Raw genomic sequence first — 21,435 nt, forward strand, 5'->3', positions numbered from 1 at the left:
ACGGGTTAGCGCTATGTGGTTAGCGCCGCCCGCAAGCCTGCGAGCGGCGATTTCGGATCTATCGAGGCAACCCCGTTTCGCTGATCAATGTTTTACGCTAATCACCGTGGTCAAACGCGCTGGTGCGGCGGGGGTGGCAACAAACGGCTGAGTCACACGAGCCGTTTCCACGCAGACAAAGGTTTTATAACCGTCATCCGGCATGTCGGCGATGGTTTTAGACAGTTCCGCCGCCGGGTTCCAGGAAACCGCATCGCTGTGGTGCGTGTGGTGCACGTCGATAGTGCGTTTCAGCGTTGGGTCCACGATGTTGCTCACTGCTTCTGGATGCGTATAGATGCGGTCGGTGCGTTCAGTGAACGTCAGATCGCCACCTTGCGTCGTCAACTTGCCTTGATTGACCTTATCGATAAAGGTATCGCACAAACCGCTAACGCGGATATGGTCAATGTCACCAATCTGGAAGTAGGTGTGCAGGGCGCTGGTGATGCTGTAATCACCCTGCGCTTCTAACTCGATTGTGCAGGTTTTACCCAGTTTATAGCGTGCGGTCAGCGTAAAAGCGTGTGGCCAGCTTGCCAGCGTCTCCGGCGTATCACGCAGGGTGAAGGTCAATTCAACGCCGTCGGCACTTCACGGTGCGCGGTGAATTCCCACGGCAGTAAACGGGCAAAACCGTGGTTAGGTTCCGCGAATGGGCCAAACCACGGGAAGCAGATCGGTACACCACCGCGGATGGCGACGCCTTCTGCGAACGGCGTGTTGTCGCTCAACCACAGCACGGGGGCTTCCCCTTGAGGCTGCCAGTGCAGCAGATGGGCGCCTTGCCGCGTGACGGCTGCGCATACCTGCGGATGATCAACGACAATAACTGGCAGTTGGTCTACCTGGCGTTGACTGAGCGTGAATGAAATTTCAGATTTGATGAGAAGTAAAAAATTTTTATCGTTCATGATGTTATCTTGTTTTATTTGTATTTCGTGTTTGCATCATGGCGGAACGCCGCTAATAAAAAGGGCGACATCATGTCGCCCCTTGCATCGCTTATCGCACCGTCGCCTTATTTGGAGATGTGGGCGATCAGGTCCAGTACTTTGTTGGAGTAGCCGGTTTCGTTGTCATACCAGGAAACCAGTTTCACAAAGTTGTCGTTCAGCGCGATACCAGCTTTGGCATCGAACACAGACGTCAGAATTTCGCCGTTGAAATCGGTGGAAACCACGTCATCTTCAACGTAGCCCAGAACGCCTTTCAGCTCACCTTCATAAGCGGCTTTGATGGCTTTCTTGATTTCTTCGTAAGTTGCTGCTTTTTCCAGACGAACAGTCAGGTCAACCACAGAAACGTTCGGGGTCGGAACACGGAACGCCATACCGGTCAGTTTACCGTTCAGTTCTGGCAGAACTTTACCTACAGCCTTGGCTGCGCCAGTAGAGGACGGGATGATGTTCTGACATGCGCCGCGGCCGCCGCGCCAGTCTTTGTGAGACGGGCCATCAACAGTTTTCTGGGTAGCAGTAGTGGCGTGAACAGTGGTCATCAGACCTTCGATGATGCCGAAGTTGTCGTTGATCACTTTTGCCAGCGGTGCCAGGCAGTTAGTGGTGCAAGATGCGTTGGAAACGATATCTTGTCCGGCATATTTGTCAAAGTTGGCACCACGAACGAACATCGGGGTGTTGTCTTTGGACGGGCCAGTCAGAACCACTTTTTTCGCGCCAGCGGTGATGTGCTTACGTGCAGTTTCGTCAGTCAGGAAGATACCGGTTGCTTCTGCAACCACGTCAACACCAACTTCGTCCCACTTCAGGTTAGCCGGATCTCTTTCTGCGGTAACGCGGATTTTTTTGCCGTTAACAATCAGCTGACCGCCTTTCACTTCAACGGTGCCGTCAAAACGGCCGTGAGTTGAGTCGTATTTCAGCATGTAAGCCATGTAGTCAGCGTCCAACAGGTCGTTGATTGCAACGATCTCAATGTCAGAACGTTTCTGAGCAGCACGGAAAACAATGCGGCCGATGCGGCCAAAACCGTTGATACCTACTTTGATCGTCATATATTCCACCAGCTATGGTTTGTGAATAATGGTTAGTGAATAAAGGTTGGTTGTAAAATTACAAAAACCTTGCTGAGCGTCAAGCGGAATCGTGTCAATAGTTGCGGCAAGTCAAATCTGATGCACAAAGGTTGCACGAAAAAGCGTCGTAATGAAACTTAGGAACATCTTTCCCTTAAATGGGAGCGTTTGCACCAATATAAAGCCCGCAGGCCCGATAAATGTGATGGGTATCACAATTGCTAGGGGCTTGGTCGGTTACTCATCATTTTAGTCGGAAAAAAACGTTATGAGGATGTTAATTCTTGTTAAACTAAGTCATGTCAAACAAAAATGTGACGAGACAATCATGGATAAGCCAGCTTCAACGTCTGCAATGGCAGGCAAGGGAACGTTGACGGAGATGCAACAATACGTGACGCAGCAGTGCGGCACTGAGCCTGCCTATTCAGGCAAACTGTTGCATAATAAACGCACTGGGGTATATCACTGCCTGTGCTGCCAAAGAGCGCTGTTTTACTCCGACAACAAATATGACTCTGGATGCGGTTGGCCCAGCTTTGATCGGCCCGTGGCGAAGGGCGCAATCCGCTATCTGGAAGATTTTTCGCATAACATGCACCGTATCGAAATTCGCTGCGGTAAATGCGATGCCCATTTGGGGCATGTGTTCCCCGATGGTCCGCAAACCACCGGCGAGCGTTACTGTGTTAACTCGGCCTCGTTAAGCTTTATCGATGGCAGCGACGGTGAGAAAGTGGATGGTTGACGGTTAAGAATAATAACTGTAGCTAAAACGTTTCAGCCTGCTGGGTTTTGATGAAAATAGCAATGGCAAATAGCAATGACAGGATGGCAACGACGATGCTTGACAAACAGCTTGATTACGTTGTGACGGCGCTGACGCCTGATATATACCAACGCCTGGCAACCGCCGTGGAACTGGGAAAATGACCTGATGGCGTGCCATTGACGCCGGAGCAAAAAGAAAATTGCCTGCAACTGGTGATGTTATGGCAATCACGCCACAATGTCGATGCGGAACACATGACCATCAATACCGACGGAGAGTTGGTGATGAAAAGTAAGCAAGAGCTGAAGCAGGCGTTTGCCATCGACAACCTGATTCAGCGAGAACGCCAGTAACCGAGGCTCCTCAATGCACTGGGGCTCGGTGTTATACGGGATGGTGTGCTGATACCGCGATAAAGTTGGCCAGGCCAATACGGCGTGCTCCGTGAACCACCATGTCGGCCAGCGTTGCTTCGCTATCATCTGGTTGGAGATTCACCCCACGACAGCCCTCTTCAACGATCTGCACGTCATACCCGAGTTCCAATGCATCTAGCACGGTAAATTTTACGCAGTAGTCCGTTGCCAGCCCCATGATGGTCAAACGCGTGATGCCACGTTGGTGTAACAGGCTATCCAGTGTGGTGGCGGCGCGTTTGCCGTTGTTGAAAAAAGCGCTGTAGCTGTCAATGTCATGCTGAGTGCCTTTCTGTATCACCGCATCAAACGCCTCACGATTAAGGCGCGGGTGAAACTCCGCACCTCGCGTGCCCTGTACGCAGTGCACTGGCCACCATGTTTGCGCTAATCCGGCCAGTTCACTACGCTCTCCCACGACAGCGTCCGAGTTATTGGCGGCGAAGCTCAGATGATTGGCCGGGTGCCAGTCCTGGCTGGCGATGACGGGTATCCCAGCTTTCTGTGCTGCCGCTATTGCTACGTTGTCAACATCGATGGTGACATCGCCCTGTGCGACAGGCAGTGCGCCGTTCGGACAAAAATCATTCTGCAAATAAACCAACAGCAGGGCATGGTTTATGACAGTATGGTTCATGGCAACTCGCTCCAGCATCCGGGTTATGCGTCCTGGGTCAATTCGCCGCGCAGGTCTTGTTGCATTAGCTGGCGAATGATATCAGGGGTTAAATCAGGTTGGCTCAGAAGATAATGCAGTTTAGTCAGCTCGGCTTCCACTGTCATATCAAAACCACTGATCACGCCAGCCTGCGCCAGCGCATTGCCGGTGGCGTAGCCCTCCATATTCACCCGTCCGGAAATACACTGGGTGAGGTTAACCACCACAATACCCCGCTCCGATGCCTGACGCAGTTCGTCCAGTAGCGCTGGGCTTTGCGGGGAGTTACCCACACCATAAGAACGCAATATCAGCGCCTTGACCGGCTGGCGCAGGAAGTTACGCACTACATCCGCTGAAATCCCTGGATAGACGGTGATCACACCGATCGGTTGTGGGGTAATCGGATGTACGATCAGCGATGCGCTGGGGGTTTCCGACTGCGCTGGCACCAGGCGGCGTATATGAATACCGGCTTCCAGCAGCGTCGGGAAGTTGGGGGAGGCGAACGCATCAAAACCGTCGGCATGGGCTTTTGTGGTTCGATTGCCGCGCAGCCGTTTGTTATTGAAAAACAGGCTGACTTCATTCACCGGGTGATTAGCCGCGACATAGAGCGCATTAAGCAGGTTGGTTTGCCCATCAGAACGCAATTCGGCCAACGGAATTTGTGACCCTGTAACAATGAGCGGTTTTGCCAAATTCTCCATAAGGAGAGGGCAGATGCCGTGAAGGCCATGGTATCGGAGCCGTGCAGAATCACGAAGCCGTCATACTCATCGTAATGTTGTTGAATATCCTTAGCGATGGCCTGCCAATCGGCTGGGGTCATGTCGGAGGAATCAATCAGCGGGACATATTCATGGATGGTAAAATCTGGCATCTCCGGGCGATGAAATTCCGGCATGTTAGCCAGTTGTTGTTGCAGGTGACCCGAAACCGGAATGCAACCGTTGGCGGAACGTTGCATACCTATCGTACCGCCGGTATACGCGACATAAATGGATTTCTTTTGCATGCTGTTCTTATTAAAAAGATGAAAAACAGCCCGACATAAGCCGGGCTGAGGGAAAATCCTGTGTGACGATGTTTATTTCACTTCACCGCAGGCCATGCAAAGGGCATAGCGATGCTGCGGATCGTTAAACGTATTGAACAAGGCAGGTTGTGCTTGCACCACTTCAGCCAACTGCGCTACCGTAGCAGGTAACATGGTCTGAAGCCGGGCCGGTAACCAGGCATGGGTGGCGGCGTTGACGCGGTTTAGCATCATATCCAGCAGGCTTGGCTGCTCTTCAAACCAGTTGAGCTGGTATTGGCCCAGCTTGGCCAGTTCAGCGGCTTTTTTGACTGCATCGTCAAAGTCACCCAACTGATCGACCAACCCGTTGGTCTTGGCGTCGTCACCGGTCCATACGTGCCCCTGGGCGATTTTATCAATCTCTTCCGGGCTTTTCTTACGTGATTGCGCGACCAGATCGACGAAGTTTTTATAACCACGATCGATGCTGATTTGCATCATCTGAGAAAACTCGGGCGGCAGTGTTTTGGTGATGCTGAGATCTGCCAACGGGGAGGTTGCCACACCATCGGTATGTACGCCGATAGCGCCAAGGGTATTTTCAAACGTGGTGATCACGCCAAATATACCAATCGAACCCGTCAGGGTGCTCGAACTGGCGATGATGGCGTTAGCTGACGTGGAGATCCAGTAGCCGCCGGACGCGGCCATACCGCCCATGGATACCACGATCGGTTTGCCAGCCAGACGTACTGCCATCAACTCAGAGCGAATCTTCTCCGAAGCGGTTACGCTGCCTCCGGGACTATTAACGCGCAGCACGATCGCCTTGATTTTAGGATCCAGTCTGGCCTGACGAATTTGAGCCGCCGTGGTATCACCACCGACCACCCCCGGGGTTTCCGGACCATCAACAATAGCGCCACTGGCAAAGATCACCGCAATTTCTGCGCAGCTTTGAGTGGTCGGTTTTTCGGTGTAGTCGTAAATGCTGGTGTAGTTGAAGCTCTGATTTTTGGTGTCCCAGCCGAAGGTTTTTACCAGCTTCTGTTCAATGACCGAACGTGATGCCACTTCGTCCACCAGTTTGTTTTCCCGCGCATAGCGTGCCGGATCGCCTTGCACAGCCTGAAGGCCGGCAATAATCGCGCTGGCACCGGGGAACAGTTGTTGAGGTGTAATTTGTCGGTTTACTGCAACCGTATTCAGGTAGTTTTGCCACAATCCACCGACCCAGCGCATATCAGCTTCGCGCGCTTCGGAGGACATATCGTCACGCAGGAAAGGCTCTACCGCAGATTTGTAGGTACCGACGCGGAATACATGACTGGTTACATCCAGCTTTTCCAACAGCGATTTGTAATAGAGGCCATTGGTGGCGAAACCGCGCAGATCAATGTTACCCTGCGGGGTGAGTGAAATGCTTGTCGCGAAACTGGCCAGATAGTATTGCGTTTGGCTGTAACTGTCGCCGATCGCAAAAATGGGCTTACCGCTGTCGCGGAATTCACGCAATGCCTTGCCGATATATTGCAGAGAGGGCTGGTCGGCACCGACGAAATCGCTCAGATCGAGCACCATACCGGTAATATTGCTGTCGGTTTTGGCCTGACGAATCGTATTAACAATATCAAACAGCGAATTTTCCTGACGGCGATTGCTGGAAGCACCAAAAAATTCTCTGCCCAACTGACGCAGTTTATTATTGACCGTCGGTTTATCGACGACAACGCCGGTGAGATCAACGAGCAGCGCGCCTTGAGGTGTTTGGGCTGGTGCATTTTTAAACTGCACATAAATACCGACACCCCCCAGAATTAACACAATCAGAAACAGGTTAAGAATAAACTCGCGGGTGAAATTGAGCAGACGCCAAGTCCACTTGAAGAGTCCGCTAAAGATTCGCCACAGTGTGCGCATGTTATCTCCAAAAACGCCAAACATAATACCTGCTCGCTGTTCCTTTTGATGGCAAAGCGAGCAGTAAAGGGTTGCCCCGCGACATTCACGCTAATAAGAGCGAACTTACTCTCTATCCTAATGAGCGCATAGGAAAATGCCAACTTCATTAGTATCCTTCGTTGATAAAAATGTGTCTATTTTGTAAAGAAAAGCGATTGCTTACGAGGCGACCTTTTTCGTGCGGCGTGATGTGGCGATAACCGGAGGAGGAATACTGAAGCGCGCGGCAGAGATGAATAATAAAAAGCGGAATCTAGTAACGGCATTGCAGAGAAAAAACGCTCGTCCCTGGAAAATAATACTTTTACAATTATCACGTTGCCTGAAGTCGTCAGGTGAAGTGTATTCTTATCAATGGAGTGAACCATGTCTTTTTTAACGCACGTCCGTGTGTTGTTCCTTTTGCTATTGACCCCTCTGTCATTCCCCGCTTTGGCCGATCCGGCTTCTGGCTTGATCTGTGGTATTTATAAAGAGCCAAGAAGCCAGATTCGCGTGTTAAATCACGAGTTGCTACAATAATCGTTTGCTACTGAGACCACGTTACATCATTAACGTTTAGAGGGAAGTAAACTCAAACGGGTCACGTTGAAAGAATTGGTCGACACCACCATGGACGTGTCTGCTGACGGTAAAACCATCACTGATCCGATGTTCAAATTCAATTATGTGCTCAAGGAGGAGCAACCTTGTCTGACCAACCTGCCGCAGCCGAAAACTGAAGTGGGTAAAACCTGTTGGAATGACCTCCGTGCCTGCAAAAAAATGATGTATGAGATTGATACCGCACAGTTAAATCAACTGTGCGAAGATCACATTGATTCAGCGTGCAGCCGTTGGGAAGCGCGCGCCTCTGCGGAAAAGTCGGGTCAGTCGCTGTTCGCAACCGTGACGGGCATCCCGGCGGCACCAGCACAAGAATATACCGATACCATGGCAGCGCTATGCCGCAGCGGTGTCTCGGCCAAACTGTGCACCGAAGCGGCCAAAGCTCAGTGGTGTAGTGGACAATATCTGGCTGTCCGTGACCTTTTGCAGGTTGCCTGCGCCGCGCCGATTTAATGATGGTGCATCGTGCCAGAAAGTTACCAATTTGGCCTCATTGACAGAGCAGGACATCGCGTCGCCGGCATCAGGGATTCCCGTAGGAGCCTTTGCCCTGCGCGAAACGGGCGATCCTGATATCACTATTGCCGAAGACGGTATGGTGAACATGCGCGGCATTGTCCCAGTAAAAGCGCAAGAAGAACAAGGCATTATCCGTATCGGGCACAATAAAGGCGGTGCGTTCCCCTTTCGTCGTGCAGGAAATGACACGCTGATTGGCCTCGATTTCTGGAATCAGTTAAAGGTGTATCACTTGCGTCAAGACGCAGAGTGATCGCGACGCGGCATTGAGCGTGTTGCTGGTCACTGTTTGGATGCGCAGGCAAACGTTCTGTGCTTGCGCACCATCATAGGTCAACCGACTGAACAAGGCCGATAACATTCAGAATCTCGCCGCATTATTACCGGTATCCACTATGATAGGATTGCCATAAAACCGTTACTGACGCACCGCGAGTTGTGATACCGTGGCGCGCAATGACAGGCGATGGCAACGCTTGGCGCTATTTTTCATGCAGGCCGTTAACAGGAGAAAAATGATGGATGCACTGGACTTGTTACTCAATCACCGTTCTGCCTCGCGTTTGGCTGCTCCGGCACCGCAAGGCGACGCGTTAGCCAACATTATTCACGCTGGTATGCGCGCGCCAGATCACGGCACTCTGCAACCGTGGCGTTTCGTGATTGCACAGGATGAGGGGTTGGCCCGCCTGAGTGACGTTTTACACGCCGCTGCCCAACAGGAAGGACTGGACACTGCTGCACAATATAAAGCCCGTCAGGTACCGTTTCGCGCTCCAATGGTCATCACTGTGATCGCACACTGCGAAGAAAATCCCAAGGTGCCTAAATGGGAGCAGGTGGTTTCCGCGGGCTGCGCGGTGCAAGCGATGCAAATGGCAGCATTGGCTCAGGGTTTCAACGGCATCTGGCCCAGTGGGCTGTGGACAGAGCACGAACAGGTGCGTGAAGCCTTCGGTTGCCGAGAACAAGATGAAATTGTCGGGTTTCTCTATTTGGGAACACCGCAACTGAAAGCGTCCACCACGGTTGTGCCGTTGGACAAGGAAAAATTTGTCCGTTATTTCTGATAATGCGCCTGTTTATTGCTGAAAAACCCAGCCTCGCCAGGGCGATAGCTGATGTCTTGCCCAAACCGCATCGGCGCGGCGACGGCTACATTGCCTGCGGTTCGCAGGATGTCGTCACCTGGTGCGTCGGACATCTGCTCGAGCAGGCTCAGCCCGATGCCTATGACGCCCGCTATGCGCGCTGGTCGTTGGCCGATCTGCCGATTGTCCCCGAAAAATGGCTATTAATGCCGCGCCCGTCGGTGAGCAAGCAACTGAATTCCATCAAGACGCTGCTGGGGGAGGCGACGGAGGTGATCCACGCCGGTGACCCGGATCGCGAAGGGCAACTGCTGGTGGATGAAGTGCTGGAGTATCTGGCGCTGGCACCGGAAAAACGCCAGCAGGTGCGGCGCTGCCTGATCAACGATCTCAACCCGCAGGCGGTGACGCGTGCGGTCGAACGCCTGCGCGATAACCGCGACTTTGTGCCGCTGTGCGTCTCGGCACTGGCGCGTTCGCGCGCTGACTGGCTCTACGGCATAAACATGACCCGCGCCTACACGCTATTGGGGCGCAATGCCGGTTATGACGGCGTGCTCTCCGTCGGCCGGGTGCAAACGCCGGTGCTGGGGCTGGTGGTGCGCCGCGATGAAGAGATCGAAAACTTCGTCTCCAAGGATTACTTTGAGGTTAAGGCGCATATTGTCACGCCTGCTGATGAACGCTTTGTGGCGCTGTGGCAACCGAGCGAATCCTGTGAACCCTATCAGGATGAAGAAGGGCGTCTGCTGCACCGTTCTTTGGCTGAACATGTGGTCAAGCGCATTTCAGGGCAGCCTGTTACCGTCACGGATTACAGCGATAAGCGCGAGTCGGAAACGGCACCGCTGCCTTATTCTCTCTCTGCATTGCAAATTGAAGCCGCGAAACGCTTTGGCCTGAGTGCACAACTGGTGCTGGACACCTGCCAGCGCTTGTATGAAACCCATAAGCTGATTACCTATCCGCGTTCGGACTGCCGTTACCTGCCTGAAGAGCATTTTGCCGGGCGTCACGCGGTTATCAATGCGATTACGGTGCATGCCTCCGGGTTATTGCCGCAATCGGTCGTCGATATTGAACGCCGCAATCGTTGCTGGGATGACAGCAAAATCGATGCTCACCATGCGATTATTCCCACTGCGCGCAGCGCCAGCGTCTCGCTAAGCGAGAACGAGCGTCAGGTGTACGGGCTGATTGCCCGACAGTATCTGATGCAGTTTTGCCCTGATGCGGTGTTTCGGAAATGCGTTATTACTCTCGATATCGCTGGGGGGAAATTTATTGCCAAAGCCCGTTTTCTGGCCTATGCGGGCTGGCGTGCGCTGTTGGGGGCCAAGGAGCGCGACGACGAAAACGACGGCTTGCCGCTTCCAGTGGTGGCCAAAGGGGATGTGCTGCTGTGTGAAAAAGGTGAAGTGGTGGAGCGGCAAACCCAGCCTCCACGTCCGTTTACCGATGCCACGTTGCTTTCCGCCATGACCGGTATTGCCCGTTTTGTGCAAGACAAAACGTTGAAGAAGATATTGCGTGAAACCGATGGCCTCGGTACCGAAGCCACGCGTGCAAGCATTATTGAGCTACTCTTTAAACGAAGCTTTCTGTTTAAAAAAGGGCGTTACATTCATGCTAGCGAAGCGGGGCGGGCGCTGATTCATGCACTACCACCTAGCGCTGCGTTGCCGGATATGACCGCCAATTGGGAAGCCACGTTAACGTTGATCAGTGAAAAACAGAGCCATTACCAGGATTTTATGCAACCGCTCACTCAAACCTTGAGTGGATTGATCGAACAAGCACGACAGAACCGGTCCGCATCGGCGTTTCGCGGGCTGCAAGCACCACAAAAAATGCAGAAGAAAACACGTAAATCCACCGCGAAAAAGGCCGCGAAGGAGCAGAACGGATGAAATCATCACAGGTGATGTTGTTTGTCGGCGCGCTGGTCTCTCTGCCCGTGTGGGTGCAATCCACAGCGGTTACCACGCCCTCGCGGGGGAATACGGATATCGTGGTTGGCGTACCGCACAGTGTGATTTTGGGCGATAACAACGGTTCGACGCGACGAGAGCCGCAAAACAACTGTATGCGTTGCTGCGTGTTCGAGAATCGTAATTACACTGAAGGCGCTGTGGTGAGAACGGAAGGCGTGTTGTTGCAGTGTGTACGCGACAGGCAGACGCTGGGGACGAATAATCTGATCTGGCAGGTGCTTAAACAGTAACGGTTTCCAAGGTGGAGCAGCCGCATGCGGCTGCCATCACAAGGTGTTACAGCCCGGAGAACGTGGCCCAAATCGGCGCGTGGTCGGACGGTTTTTCCATGCCGCGGATGTCGTAATCGATATCGCTCGCCGTGCAGTGCGCCGCCAATGCCTGACTGGCGAGGATCACATCAATTCGCAGGCCGCGATTGTCGTCAAAACCGGCAGAGCGGTAGTCAAACCAGGAATAACGATCGGTAATATCTGGTGCCAGTGCGCGGAAGGTATCGACCAATCCCCATCCAAGCAAGCGCGCCATCCATTCACGCTCTTCAGGTAAAAACGAACACTTACCGGTGCGCAGCCAGCGCTTACGGTTTTCTTCACCAATGCCAATATCCAGATCCGTCGGGCTGATATTGATATCCCCCATGACAATCAGCGGTTGCTCCGGGGTGTGATGCTGCGTCAGATAGGTCTGCAAGTCTGCATAAAAGCGCGTTTTGGCCGGGAATTTTACCGGATGGTCGCGACTCTCTCCCTGCGGGAAATAGCCATTGATAATGGTCAACGTTCCTGCGGGCGTGGCGAAATCTGCCATGATGATGCGTCGCTGCGCATCGGGTTCATCTGTGGGAAAGCCGTAGCGCACGGCAATCGGTGTCTCTTTACACAGCAACGCGACGCCATAATGGCCTTTTTGCCCTTAATAGTAGACCTGATAGCCGAGCTTGCGTATCTCTTCGAAGGGAAACATATCATCGTGCACTTTGGTTTCCTGCAAGCCAATGATATCCGGCTGATGCTGGGCGATGATGGCGGCCAGTTGGTGAGAGCGGGCACGCAGCCCATTGATATTAAAAGAAACAAATTTCATCGTCACTGCCATGTCAGGAAATTGTGACGCTGATGGTATCAGAAAAAACAGGCAAAGGTCACGCCAGAGGCGCACGGTGGATGATATCGCGGTCTGCCGATCGAACGGAAGGTTGAAGTAGCGATAGTAAGCCCTTATACTTCGCAGCTCGCAGGAGAGAGGACCGCGCAACGCGCGACCCGCCAAAGGCGCAAACTCCCATAATCGCTCAGGCCACCTTACTGCACTTTGTTGATACGCCGACTGGAGAGAGGTGTGCACGTTGTTTATCGGCGTAGCCACCCACCGAAGGGGCAAGCGGCGTGAGCTGCATAAACTCTCAGGTAAAACGGACAGGGGGAGAGGCACATTTCACAGGAAAACTTGTGTGCTTACTTACATCTATCTGATCGCAATTACCGCAGAAGGGATGTCTGGCGCATTGGCCGCCGGACCCAGGAACATGGATATTTTCGGTGTGGCGATGATCGCTTTTATCACCGCGCTGGGCGGTGGCACCGTCCGTGATATCCTGCTCGGCAACTATCCCATTGGCTGGACGCAACACTCCGGTTACATCTATCTGACAATTGGTGCAGGCCTGTTCACTATCGTGATTGCCCGCATCATGCATCACCTGCATCGACTGTTCCTGATCCTTGACGCCATGGGGCTGATCGCCTTTACCATTATTGACTGCAATGTGGCGCAGAAGCTGAACTACTCCTTTACCGTGGTCATTATGGCCGGGATTGTCACCGGGATCTTCGGTGGTATTCTGCGTGACATCTTTTGTAACCGCACGCCGATGGTGCTCAGAAAGGAGCTCTATGCCAGCGTATCACTGCTGGTGGCGCTGCTTTATCTCGGACTGAAAGCGTTGCAGATCAACCACGATATTAATCTGCTGGTGTCGTTTACCTTGGGGTTTTCGCTGCGTCTGGCGGCGATCCGGTGGTCATGGCAACTGCCGGTGTTTTCTTACTCGCCGGGCAGTTGGAAAGGAAAAGCCTGAGAGATGTGGTGAACCGCACCGTAATCGGGAATAAAATGGTGTAACGTTGCTTCTTCATGACAATGTGGCGGACGGATCTGATCGTCTTCAGCTATTAGGATAATATGAAGAACAACTTTAACGTTTTTGTCGCGAGTTCTGCGTTTTCACTGCTGGGAATCGAGATTTACCATATCACGCTACCTTTGCTGGCATTGAGTCTCAACCTCGACCCTGTGCAGATTAGCTGGTGTGTGTTTGCTTTTTATTGTCCGGTGATTTTTATCAAAATAATATCATCACCGTTCATAGAGAAATCAAATAAGATCAATGTGCTAAAGTGTAGTGAGTGTGGACGCATTCTCTGTTTGGCGCTATTTATCCTGTTGCTCACCTTGTTGCGCGATGCAAGTTTCCTGTGGATTATGGCGTTTTCACTCGCTTACGGCGTATTTACCGTGCTTACTGAAGTGACTGAGCCCGTGGTAATCAAGGAACTGATTCAGGGGCACGCCTCCACATCGGCCTTGTCAACCTATGAGATCAGAACCCGAGCGGTTCAGCTTGTTGCGCCTGCGTTGTGTGGGTATCTGATCTCCGTGAATTTTTTCTTTCCCTATTCTGTCAACCTGCTCTTTTCGCTGTTAGCCGTGTTCTTGCTGTTCCTGATTCGTATCGATGTCCCACAGACAGCAAGCCCCGCTCACTCCACGATGGGCGCGGATATTCAACAGGCATTTCGCTGGTTGCGAGACAATAAACTGTTTAGCGTCATCGTTGCTCTGACAGCGCTTAACAATTTTTTGCATCCGATTCTCTATCTGACCGTGATATGGAGCCTGAAAGCACAAAATACCGCCTTTGAAATTGAAATAACCGGCCTGGTGCTTTCTGGTCTAGGGGCGGGCGGTCTTATCGGCAGCTTTATTTCACGTAAAGTGATTAATATATTGTCGCTCAGGCAGTTAGTTCTCTTTGTAAACCTGGCCCTAGTGCTGGTTTTCTTTGGATTTCTCGTTTTCACCGATCCTGTTTCGATCTTTGTGCTGTTTGTTTTTAAAGCCATTATGGGGGGATATGGAATGTCAGTTGTAACGTATTCACCCTTCAGGAGATGTCGCTCAAACTGGCGGCAAGGATTTCTGCGGTGAGCGGGACGTTGGTGAAAATCAGTGCCGGTGTTGGTAGCCTGGTGGCCGGGTATTCTCTAGGATTCATGGGGGCAGAGCTGACGCTGGTTACACTGGCCGTGCTGACCTTGTTCATGCTGTCCGGCTCTTTTGTCTGTAAAAAAGAGTACGGTAAATACCATGAGCAAAAAGCGTTATAAGGGTAACAGGGAAAATTCAGGTGTCAGTTGGGAAGCAAAATGAACAGTGAAAACAAGATGGTGAAATGGGTGCTGCGAGATGGTGGTGGGGGAAGGATTCGAACCTTCGAAGTCTGTGACGGCAGATTTACAGTCTGCTCCCTTTGGCCGCTCGGGAACCCCACCATGGCCTAACTGATTGTGCGCTTTCTTGGTAAGCGGGGCGCATCATATCAAATGCGACGCCCCTGTAAAGCATGAACGCAAAAAAACGCGTTTGTTTGTCGTTTTTTCACACGCCTTGCGGGTTTTCCACTCAACGTTGAGTGGAAAAACAGCGACTTAAAGAATAATGGTGCGATTACCGTAAACGAAAACCCGTTGTGCCAGCACACGGTACAGAGCGCGGCTCAGCACGTTTTTCTCTACGTCGCGGCCTGCACGCATCATATCATCGGCGGTATAGGTGTGATCGACGTTGATCACATCCTGCATGATGATCGGACCCTCATCCAGGTTGTCGTTCACGTAGTGGGCGGTCGCACCGATGATCTTCACACCGCGCTCATAGGACTGATTGTATGGACGTGCACCGATGAACGCGGGCAGGAACGAGTGGTGGATGTTAATCACCTGATTCGGATAGTGCTGCACAAAAGCAGGCGTCAAAATGCGCATGTATTTGGCCAATACCACGTAATCCGGTTTGTACGCATCAATCTGCTCAATCATCAACTGGTCATGCGCTTCTCGTGAGAGCCCTTCATGGCTCACCAGATGGAACGGGATATCAAAACGTTCTACCAGCGTCTGCAACGTATCGTGGTTACCAATCACGGCGGCAATCTTCACATCCAGGCCACCGTAGGCACTCTTCATCAGCAAATCGCCCAGACAATGCGCTTCTTTAGTGACCAGAACCACGATACGGCGGCGGCCTGCATCACTCAGTTCGCGCACGGAGCCTTCCGGCAGCGCGCCGTCTAAATCGGCCAGCAGCCTAGTATCATTGAATATCCCTTCTAATTCGGTACGCATGAAAAAGCGCCCGGTGCGGTGATCGACAAATTCATTGTTCTGCACAATGTTTAATTCGTGTTTGTAGCAGATGTTGGTAATTTTTGCGATAAGCCCCTTTGCATCGGGGCAAATGGTACGCAACACTTTTCGTTGTATTGCCTGAGATTGCATCGTTTGGGATTGCATGGAAATAAGAACCCTGTCCAAAATCGTCTGTCATCATCCCCGAAAGCCGGCTCGTTCGTGCGATTTATCGCCGCGATAAGGGGAAGCATGCCACCGGGTTACATTTTTTGCCTTACACTACGCGCCTATCCACGCCGGCAGCACTGTTTGTATTTTTTGTCCGAACCGCACGGACAGCGATCGTTTCTGCCAGTTTGCAGATGTACGCCGTCTACATAGTACCAGCGATCGAGGCGGCGAAGGAAGCGTGAGCGCTCGCGCATCAGCGATCTGCGCTCTGGCTGCGAGGTGTCGGTATAGCGCGCAGCGAATTCGACATAACCTTCATCCGTATCGAGTCCTGGGCTGGTAACCAGCACATTCAATCGTTGCCACTGCGTATCCTGAGCGCTTTCGGTGATTGAAGCACGCCATTTTTCAGGATGAAGCGCAGGATCCCAGGTAGCGATAAGATAATCAACATCATGGGCTACGTAAGCACAATAGCGTGAACGCATTAATGCTTCTGGTGTTGGTGCAATGTCGGTGCGTTGCAGATAGGGAAGGCAGCATGCGGTATACTGCTTACCACTCCCGCAGGGACAGCTTTGCAGCACGGTAACTCCTGGATGTATGACTAACAGTAAAAAAAATTAAAAAATATCGATATTTGCGTGAAAATAACTCAACGTCGTGGCGATATGTTACCTAACAATCTCGGTGAGTGGCAATGTGCGCTAAAATGAATAGCGAGATGAGAAGGATATCATGAAGCAAAGAAAGATTGGTTTGGCGCTGGGATCGGGCGCGGCGAAAGGATGGGCACATATTGGTGTCATTCAGGCATTGACTGAAATGGGCATTGTGGTCGATGTGGTAGCGGGCTGTTCGGTGGGAGCCTTGGTGGGTGCAGCGTATGCCTCCAATCGCTTGAATTCCATGGCGCGCTGGGTGAGTGGGTTTCATCATTGGGATGTGATTCGCCTGATGGATCTCTCCTGGCAGCGTGGCGGGTTATTGCGCGGCGATCGGGTATTTAACCAGGTGCGACACATCTTGCGTACCCAGCAGATCGACGAGTGTGCTATCAAGTTCGGGGCAGTGGCCACCAACCTGACAACGGCGCGAGAACTGTGGCTTACCGAGGGCGATCTGCACCATGCGATCCGCGCCTCATGCAGTATGCCGGGGTTGCTTGCGCCCGTGCGACACAATGCCTATTGGCTGGTTGATGGTGCTGTGGTGAACCCGGTGCCGGTTTCTCTTGCTCGCGCATTGGGCGCTGACGTGGTGATTGCTGTGGATTTGCAGCATAACGCGACGCTGGGACATGACGACATGCTGTCCGTGGCCGCGATGGCTGAAGAGACGCATGCGGATTCTACGCGGCTCAACTGGCAGCACAAGCTCCGGCAGCGCTTGTCCATGGGGTTGCAGCGTCAGCGTGCCAACCGTGCACCTTCAGCGATGGATATCATGACGGCCTCCATTCAGGTGCTGGAAAACCGTTTAAAAATGCATCGTATGGCTGGCGATCCGCCTGATGTGGTGGTGCAGCCCTATTGTCCACAAATTGCCACGCTGGATTTTCACCGTGCGCAAGAGGCGATTGCCGCAGGGCGACTGGCCGTGGAGAAAAAGCAAGATGAATTACAACTGCTGGTAAACCGAGACGCAGGTTAGTGGAGTAGCAGCGCCTGTTAAGTATCAACAAGGGTAAAAGTTTAGAGTGGCAGGGGTTTAGGCCGAACAACGCGAGGGAATATGCATGAAGTTGACGTATGAGGTCATCAATGGGTCAGCCATTAACAGATAAGCACATTTTGATTGTTGAAGATGAGGCGGTATTTCGTTCCGTGATCGCTGGCTATCTGACATCGCTGGGTACGTCTGTGCGTGAAGCTGTCAATGGGGTGGATGCATTAGCCATAATGCAAAGCTATCGCCCTGATTTGATCGTGTGCGATTTGGAAATGCCGCTAATGGGGTGCATTGAGTTCGTTGAAACGCTCAGGTTGCAAGATAATCGCACGCCCATTCTGGTAGTGTCTGCCACCAGTCAGATGGGTGATGTTGCCAAAGTGCTGCGCCTGGGCGTGCAGGACGTGATGCTTAAACCTATCCGCGATTATGCACGCTTGCGTGAAGCCGTGATGACCTGCATGTATCCCGATATGTTTACTTCTCAACTGAGCGAAGTTGAGCAGTTGATGGAGGATATGGATTCACTCAATCAATCGCCAGATGCGGTCAATAAACTGCTGGCGCAGCTACAGCCTCCAGTGCAACAAAAAATGGCAGGTTGCAACGTGCGTTACCGCCAATTGACGTCATTGGAGCAACCGGGGCTGGTGCTGGATATTGCCGCGTTGTCTGATGATGATTTAGCGTTCTATTGTCTTGATGTGACGCAATCTGTGAACAATAACGGCACGCTGGCAGCTCTGCTGCTGCGCACACTGTTTAACGGGTTGTTACAAGAGTATCTGGCTAATCAGCAACACCGTCTACCCGAATTGCCTGTGTTATTGCGACAGGTCAACCAATTGCTGCGTCAGGCTAATCTTAATGGGCGTTTCCCGCTGCTGGTGGGTTACTATCACCGAGGATTGCAACGACTCATCCTTATTTCAGCCGGTTTACATGCCATGCTGAACGCAGGAGAGGAACAGTTGGTTTTAAACAATGGTATTCCGCTCGGCACCCTCGATGGAGCATATCTTAACCAATTAAACTATGAGTGCGCCACTTTTGAATGTCAGGTTTGGGGGCGCGGTGGGCGCTTACGACTGATGTTATCAGCAGATTGAGGGCTTGCGCAGTGTGATGAGGCCTACGGAATAGTCTGATAGGCGTTCATCATGCAATTTGTTGCATACTCTTCGCTTTCGTAATTAATTTTTATTTCCTACTATATAAAGCGTTGTTTTATTTTTATCATAGCCATCGCGTTTACCGGGTGTTGTCTCTGGCCGAGCAGGCTAGTGTACCCCGAATTAAACCCGGCAATAAAGTTCATTATTTGAACGGTATATCAGAGGTTTTTATGTCAACGGTGAATAAAAAAGTTAAAAAAGCGGTCATCCCCGTCGCAGGGCTAGGGACTCGGATGCTGCCGGCAACAAAAGCGATTCCAAAAGAAATGTTGCCGCTGGTTGATAAGCCGCTCATTCAATACGTCGTCAATGAGTGTATTGCCGCAGGCTTGAACGAAATCATTTTAGTTACACACTCATCCAAGAATTCCATTGAAAACCACTTCGATACCAGTTTTGAGCTGGAAGCGATGCTGGAAAAGCGCGTTAAGCGTCAACTGTTGGAAGAAGTTCAGTCTATTTGCCCGAAACATGTCACCATCATGCAAGTGCGTCAGGGGCTGGCAAAAGGATTGGGGCACGCTGTCATGTGTGCACACCCTTTAGTGGGGGATGAACCCGTCGCTGTTATTTTGCCCGACGTTATCATTGATGAATTTGAATCTAATCTGAAGAAAGACAACCTGAGTGAAATGCTGGCACGTTTTTCTGAAACGGGTCACAGCCAAATTATGGTTGAACCGGTTGAAGAAGTCAGCAGCTATGGTGTTGTTGATTGCAAAGGGCAAACATTACAGCCTGGCGACAGTGCACCGATGGTGGGTGTAGTGGAAAAACCCAAGGCGTCAGAGTCACCTTCTAATTTGGCTATTGTCGGTCGCTATGTACTTTCGGCTGATATTTGGTCTCTGCTGGAAAAAACACTGCCGGGAGCGGGTAATGAAATCCAGTTAACGGATGCCATTACCATGTTGATGGAAAAAGAAACCGTGGAAGCGTACCACCTTAAAGGTGTAAGTCATGACTGCGGAAACAAATTGGGTTACATGCGTGCATTTGTAGAATACGGCCTGCGTCACAATACGCTGGGTAATGATTTTGCCGCATGGCTTAATGAAAATGATGTGAAATAACCTGATTCGATGGCGCTTTGCCTTGTGGTTCGCGGGGCGTCACGAAAAATGGATATAAAAAACCCCGTTAAACGGGGTTTTTTTGTTAAATAAACACAACCATTCCGATTGGGAATTACAGCAGGAAATCGTCCAGAGATTTACCTTGCTCTTCAATAGCTTTCTTGATCACGGCAGGGGTGCGGCCTTGGCCAGTCCAGGTTCTTGCTTCGCCGTTTTCATCAGTATATTGATATTTTGCCGGGCGTGCAGCGCGTTTGCTTTTGCCCGGCGTTTTTGCTGCGCCCAAAGATTGCAACAGTTCATTCGGGTCAATGCCATCAGCAATCAACATGTCACAATATTGCTGTAATTTACGGGTACGTTCTTCGATTTCTGCCTGAGCCTGATTATCTTCGTCACGACGCTCATTGACAACGACTTCCAGTTTTTCCAGCATTTCTTCCAAAGTATCCAGGCTGCATTCTCTCGCTTGGGCGCGCAGAGTACGGATGTTGTTTAGAACCTTTAGTGCTTCGCTCATTGTGATAATCTCAAATAATATTATTGGTGGCGTATGTAGGGTGATAATAGATGGCTATTTTATTTTCTGCAATAGTCAAATTTGTAAGATTGTTAAAAAATAGCGTTTTTAAAACCGATATCACGTTGCTGCCAAGGTAAATAAAAGCACATCATTAACAAATGAAATACCTGTTACTTGAGTATTACTCCGCACGCTGCGTTAAAACGGTTAGCGTCGATACTGACAGGATGCGATATAAGCATTTTTTATACCCGAAATGTTTACCTTTTGTCAGCGTTGATAAACACAAATCAAGTTACTCGTTTTCTTACTCAGAAGAGGGCGATTTCACGTCGTTTTGGTCTGTATCATACAACGCTAATTATTTACGCTAAATATCGCTCATGCAGTTAATGTTTTTCTATGTATAGGAATTTTCGCAATTGCCGATTGCTTTATATACGTTGATTACCGACGCCATTGTGGCGGTGATGGCGTCACTATCCCGACGTGTTGTCTCTCATGGAGCGTGGGGCAGCATAGGCAAGCGGGCACGCTGGTTATTTCAAAATATGATACAATGCGCCGCCGCGCGTTGCGCGGGTAAAGCGCTCTTTTGGGGTTATAAACATGGCACAACTTTATTTTTATTACTCGGCAATGAACGCGGGAAAGTCTACCGCATTATTACAGTCCTCTTATAACTATCAGGAACGGGGGATGAGGACGCTGATTTTAACGGCTGAAATAGACCACCGTGATGGTATCGGGCGGGTCAGCTCGCGTATTGGACTTTCCGCCCCAGCGTTGGTGTTTAATTTACAAACTGACTTGTTTACCTTGTTGGTTAATGCGCAACATGAGCAGCCTGTGCACTGTATATTAATCGATGAGTGTCAGTTTCTAACCCGCGAGCAGGTGAACCAACTGTCAGACATTGTCGATGAATTGGATATTCCGGTGCTGTGTTACGGCCTACGTACTGATTTTCAGGGCGAATTATTCTCCGGCAGCCAGTATTTGCTCGCCTGGGCGGATAAGCTGATCGAGTTGAAAACGGTCTGTTATTGCGGGTGCAAAGCGAATAGAGTGCTGCGGCTTGACGCGCATGGCAATCCGCTGCGTGAAGGTGAACAGGTGGTGATCGGCGGCAATGAGCGCTATGTGTCAGTCTGCCGCAAACACTACAAAAGCGCATTGGGATTAACCCATGCGTCACTATCGGCAGATAGACAATAGGCAGATAAAAATCTATGGTCACCCCCGCTTTTGCAACACTGATTTTCGATTGATGTTGGGCTTGCTTAAA

General features: G+C 51.2%; 20 protein-coding genes, 1 tRNA gene, 4 pseudogenes and 1 riboswitch. Of the genes and pseudogenes, 15 read left to right on the forward strand and 10 right to left on the reverse strand.

Annotated elements, in window-relative coordinates:
• Positions 1–84: 84 nt before the first annotated feature.
• Both CS369_RS10560 and gapA read right to left on the reverse strand, forming a co-directional pair.
• Positions 85–953, reverse strand: a pseudogene (locus CS369_RS10560) (D-hexose-6-phosphate mutarotase).
• A 107-nt stretch (positions 954–1,060) separates the two neighbouring features.
• Positions 1,061–2,056 carry a glyceraldehyde-3-phosphate dehydrogenase gene (gene gapA / locus CS369_RS10565; RefSeq protein ID WP_196907044.1) on the reverse strand — a complete coding sequence of 332 codons (996 nt, stop codon included), beginning with the start codon at positions 2,054–2,056 and terminating at the stop codon, positions 1,061–1,063.
• A 349-nt stretch (positions 2,057–2,405) separates the two neighbouring features.
• Here gapA and msrB point away from each other — a divergent pair, with 349 nt between their 5' ends.
• Positions 2,406–2,825, forward strand: coding sequence for a peptide-methionine (R)-S-oxide reductase MsrB (gene msrB / locus CS369_RS10570; protein ID WP_244664933.1), 420 nt, complete (start codon positions 2,406–2,408; stop codon positions 2,823–2,825).
• Between the two features lie 95 nt (positions 2,826–2,920).
• Positions 2,921–3,202: pseudogene (locus CS369_RS10575) on the forward strand (YeaC family protein).
• A gap of 31 nt (positions 3,203–3,233) precedes the next feature.
• On the opposite strand, the gene pncA reads toward CS369_RS10575, so the two are convergent.
• From pncA to sppA, 3 genes and pseudogenes are all read right to left on the reverse strand, one after another.
• Entirely contained in the window at positions 3,234–3,887 is a 654-nt protein-coding gene (gene pncA / locus CS369_RS10580; RefSeq protein ID WP_196907066.1) for a bifunctional nicotinamidase/pyrazinamidase, read from the reverse strand.
• 38 nt (positions 3,888–3,925) lie between these two features.
• Positions 3,926–4,941, reverse strand: a pseudogene (gene ansA / locus CS369_RS10585) (asparaginase).
• 72 nt (positions 4,942–5,013) lie between these two features.
• A complete protein-coding gene (gene sppA / locus CS369_RS10590) occupies positions 5,014–6,864 on the reverse strand; it encodes a signal peptide peptidase SppA (RefSeq protein ID WP_196907045.1) in 1,851 nt (616 codons plus the stop codon).
• A 630-nt stretch (positions 6,865–7,494) separates the two neighbouring features.
• On the opposite strand from sppA, the gene CS369_RS10595 reads away from it, so the two are divergent.
• The 5 genes from CS369_RS10595 (at position 7,495) to CS369_RS10615 (ending at position 11,349) form a co-directional block, all read left to right on the forward strand.
• Positions 7,495–7,968 carry a hypothetical protein gene (locus CS369_RS10595; RefSeq protein ID WP_196907046.1) on the forward strand — a complete coding sequence of 158 codons (474 nt, stop codon included), beginning with the start codon at positions 7,495–7,497 and terminating at the stop codon, positions 7,966–7,968.
• Between the two features lie 31 nt (positions 7,969–7,999).
• Positions 8,000–8,287 (forward strand): hypothetical protein, encoded by a 288-nt coding sequence (locus CS369_RS10600; protein ID WP_196907047.1) that lies wholly within the window; start codon positions 8,000–8,002, stop codon positions 8,285–8,287.
• 265 nt (positions 8,288–8,552) lie between these two features.
• On the forward strand, positions 8,553–9,104 hold the full coding sequence (locus tag CS369_RS10605; RefSeq protein WP_196907067.1) for an NAD(P)H nitroreductase: 552 nt from the start codon (positions 8,553–8,555) through the stop codon (positions 9,102–9,104).
• A gap of 2 nt (positions 9,105–9,106) precedes the next feature.
• The gene (locus tag CS369_RS10610; RefSeq protein ID WP_196907048.1) at positions 9,107–11,035 is read left to right on the forward strand and encodes a DNA topoisomerase III; all 1,929 of its coding nucleotides are present in this window, start codon (positions 9,107–9,109) and stop codon (positions 11,033–11,035) included.
• On the forward strand, positions 11,032–11,349 hold the full coding sequence (locus CS369_RS10615; RefSeq protein WP_244664934.1) for a DUF1496 domain-containing protein: 318 nt from the start codon (positions 11,032–11,034) through the stop codon (positions 11,347–11,349). The genes CS369_RS10610 and CS369_RS10615 overlap by 4 nt, the downstream gene beginning before the upstream one ends.
• A gap of 46 nt (positions 11,350–11,395) precedes the next feature.
• On the opposite strand, the pseudogene xthA reads toward CS369_RS10615, so the two are convergent.
• Positions 11,396–12,205 (reverse strand): annotated as a pseudogene (xthA, locus tag CS369_RS10620) (exodeoxyribonuclease III).
• Between the two features lie 233 nt (positions 12,206–12,438).
• Positions 12,439–12,551: riboswitch (glycine riboswitch) on the forward strand.
• Positions 12,552–12,572: 21 nt separating this feature from the next.
• Here xthA and CS369_RS10625 point away from each other — a divergent pair.
• From CS369_RS10625 to CS369_RS10635, 3 genes are all read left to right on the forward strand, one after another.
• Positions 12,573–13,199 carry a trimeric intracellular cation channel family protein gene (locus CS369_RS10625; RefSeq protein ID WP_196907049.1) on the forward strand — a complete coding sequence of 209 codons (627 nt, stop codon included), beginning with the start codon at positions 12,573–12,575 and terminating at the stop codon, positions 13,197–13,199.
• A 104-nt stretch (positions 13,200–13,303) separates the two neighbouring features.
• Positions 13,304–14,329, forward strand: a complete 1,026-nt coding sequence (locus tag CS369_RS10630; RefSeq protein WP_196907050.1) for an MFS transporter — start codon at positions 13,304–13,306, stop codon at positions 14,327–14,329.
• Positions 14,293–14,508, forward strand: coding sequence for a hypothetical protein (locus CS369_RS10635; protein WP_210769487.1), 216 nt, complete (start codon positions 14,293–14,295; stop codon positions 14,506–14,508). The genes CS369_RS10630 and CS369_RS10635 overlap by 37 nt, the downstream gene beginning before the upstream one ends.
• An 80-nt stretch (positions 14,509–14,588) precedes the next feature.
• Here CS369_RS10635 and CS369_RS10640 read toward each other — a convergent pair.
• The 3 genes from CS369_RS10640 to CS369_RS10650 all read right to left on the reverse strand — a co-directional run bounded on the left by CS369_RS10640 (position 14,589) and on the right by CS369_RS10650 (position 16,289).
• Positions 14,589–14,673, reverse strand: a tRNA-Tyr gene (locus tag CS369_RS10640).
• Positions 14,674–14,829: 156 nt separating this feature from the next.
• Positions 14,830–15,678 carry a formyltetrahydrofolate deformylase gene (gene purU, locus CS369_RS10645; protein ID WP_196907069.1) on the reverse strand — a complete coding sequence of 283 codons (849 nt, stop codon included), beginning with the start codon at positions 15,676–15,678 and terminating at the stop codon, positions 14,830–14,832.
• A gap of 140 nt (positions 15,679–15,818) precedes the next feature.
• Complete coding sequence (locus CS369_RS10650; protein WP_196907052.1) at positions 15,819–16,289, reverse strand: YchJ family protein; 471 nt, start codon at positions 16,287–16,289, stop codon at positions 15,819–15,821.
• A 151-nt stretch (positions 16,290–16,440) separates the two neighbouring features.
• Here CS369_RS10650 and rssA point away from each other — a divergent pair, with 151 nt between their 5' ends.
• From rssA to galU, 3 genes are all read left to right on the forward strand, one after another.
• A complete protein-coding gene (gene rssA / locus CS369_RS10655) occupies positions 16,441–17,355 on the forward strand; it encodes a patatin-like phospholipase RssA (protein WP_196907053.1) in 915 nt (304 codons plus the stop codon).
• Positions 17,356–17,465: 110 nt separating this feature from the next.
• Complete coding sequence (gene rssB, locus CS369_RS10660) at positions 17,466–18,482, forward strand: two-component system response regulator RssB (RefSeq protein WP_196907054.1); 1,017 nt, start codon at positions 17,466–17,468, stop codon at positions 18,480–18,482.
• Between the two features lie 236 nt (positions 18,483–18,718).
• Positions 18,719–19,621, forward strand: a complete 903-nt coding sequence (gene galU / locus CS369_RS10665) for a UTP--glucose-1-phosphate uridylyltransferase GalU (protein WP_196907055.1) — start codon at positions 18,719–18,721, stop codon at positions 19,619–19,621.
• A 115-nt stretch (positions 19,622–19,736) separates the two neighbouring features.
• Here galU and hns read toward each other — a convergent pair whose 3' ends face one another.
• The gene (gene hns, locus CS369_RS10670; RefSeq protein ID WP_196907056.1) at positions 19,737–20,144 is read right to left on the reverse strand and encodes a histone-like nucleoid-structuring protein H-NS; all 408 of its coding nucleotides are present in this window, start codon (positions 20,142–20,144) and stop codon (positions 19,737–19,739) included.
• A 425-nt stretch (positions 20,145–20,569) separates the two neighbouring features.
• On the opposite strand from hns, the gene CS369_RS10675 reads away from it, so the two are divergent.
• Positions 20,570–20,830 carry a hypothetical protein gene (locus tag CS369_RS10675; RefSeq protein WP_196907070.1) on the forward strand — a complete coding sequence of 87 codons (261 nt, stop codon included), beginning with the start codon at positions 20,570–20,572 and terminating at the stop codon, positions 20,828–20,830.
• A complete protein-coding gene (locus CS369_RS10680) occupies positions 20,757–21,365 on the forward strand; it encodes a thymidine kinase (protein ID WP_196907057.1) in 609 nt (202 codons plus the stop codon). Before CS369_RS10675 ends, CS369_RS10680 begins: the two co-directional genes overlap by 74 nt.
• Positions 21,366–21,435: the final 70 nt, after the last annotated feature.

Source organism: Candidatus Symbiopectobacterium sp. 'North America', assembly GCF_015762685.1.
Lineage (GTDB): Bacteria > Pseudomonadota > Gammaproteobacteria > Enterobacterales > Enterobacteriaceae > Symbiopectobacterium.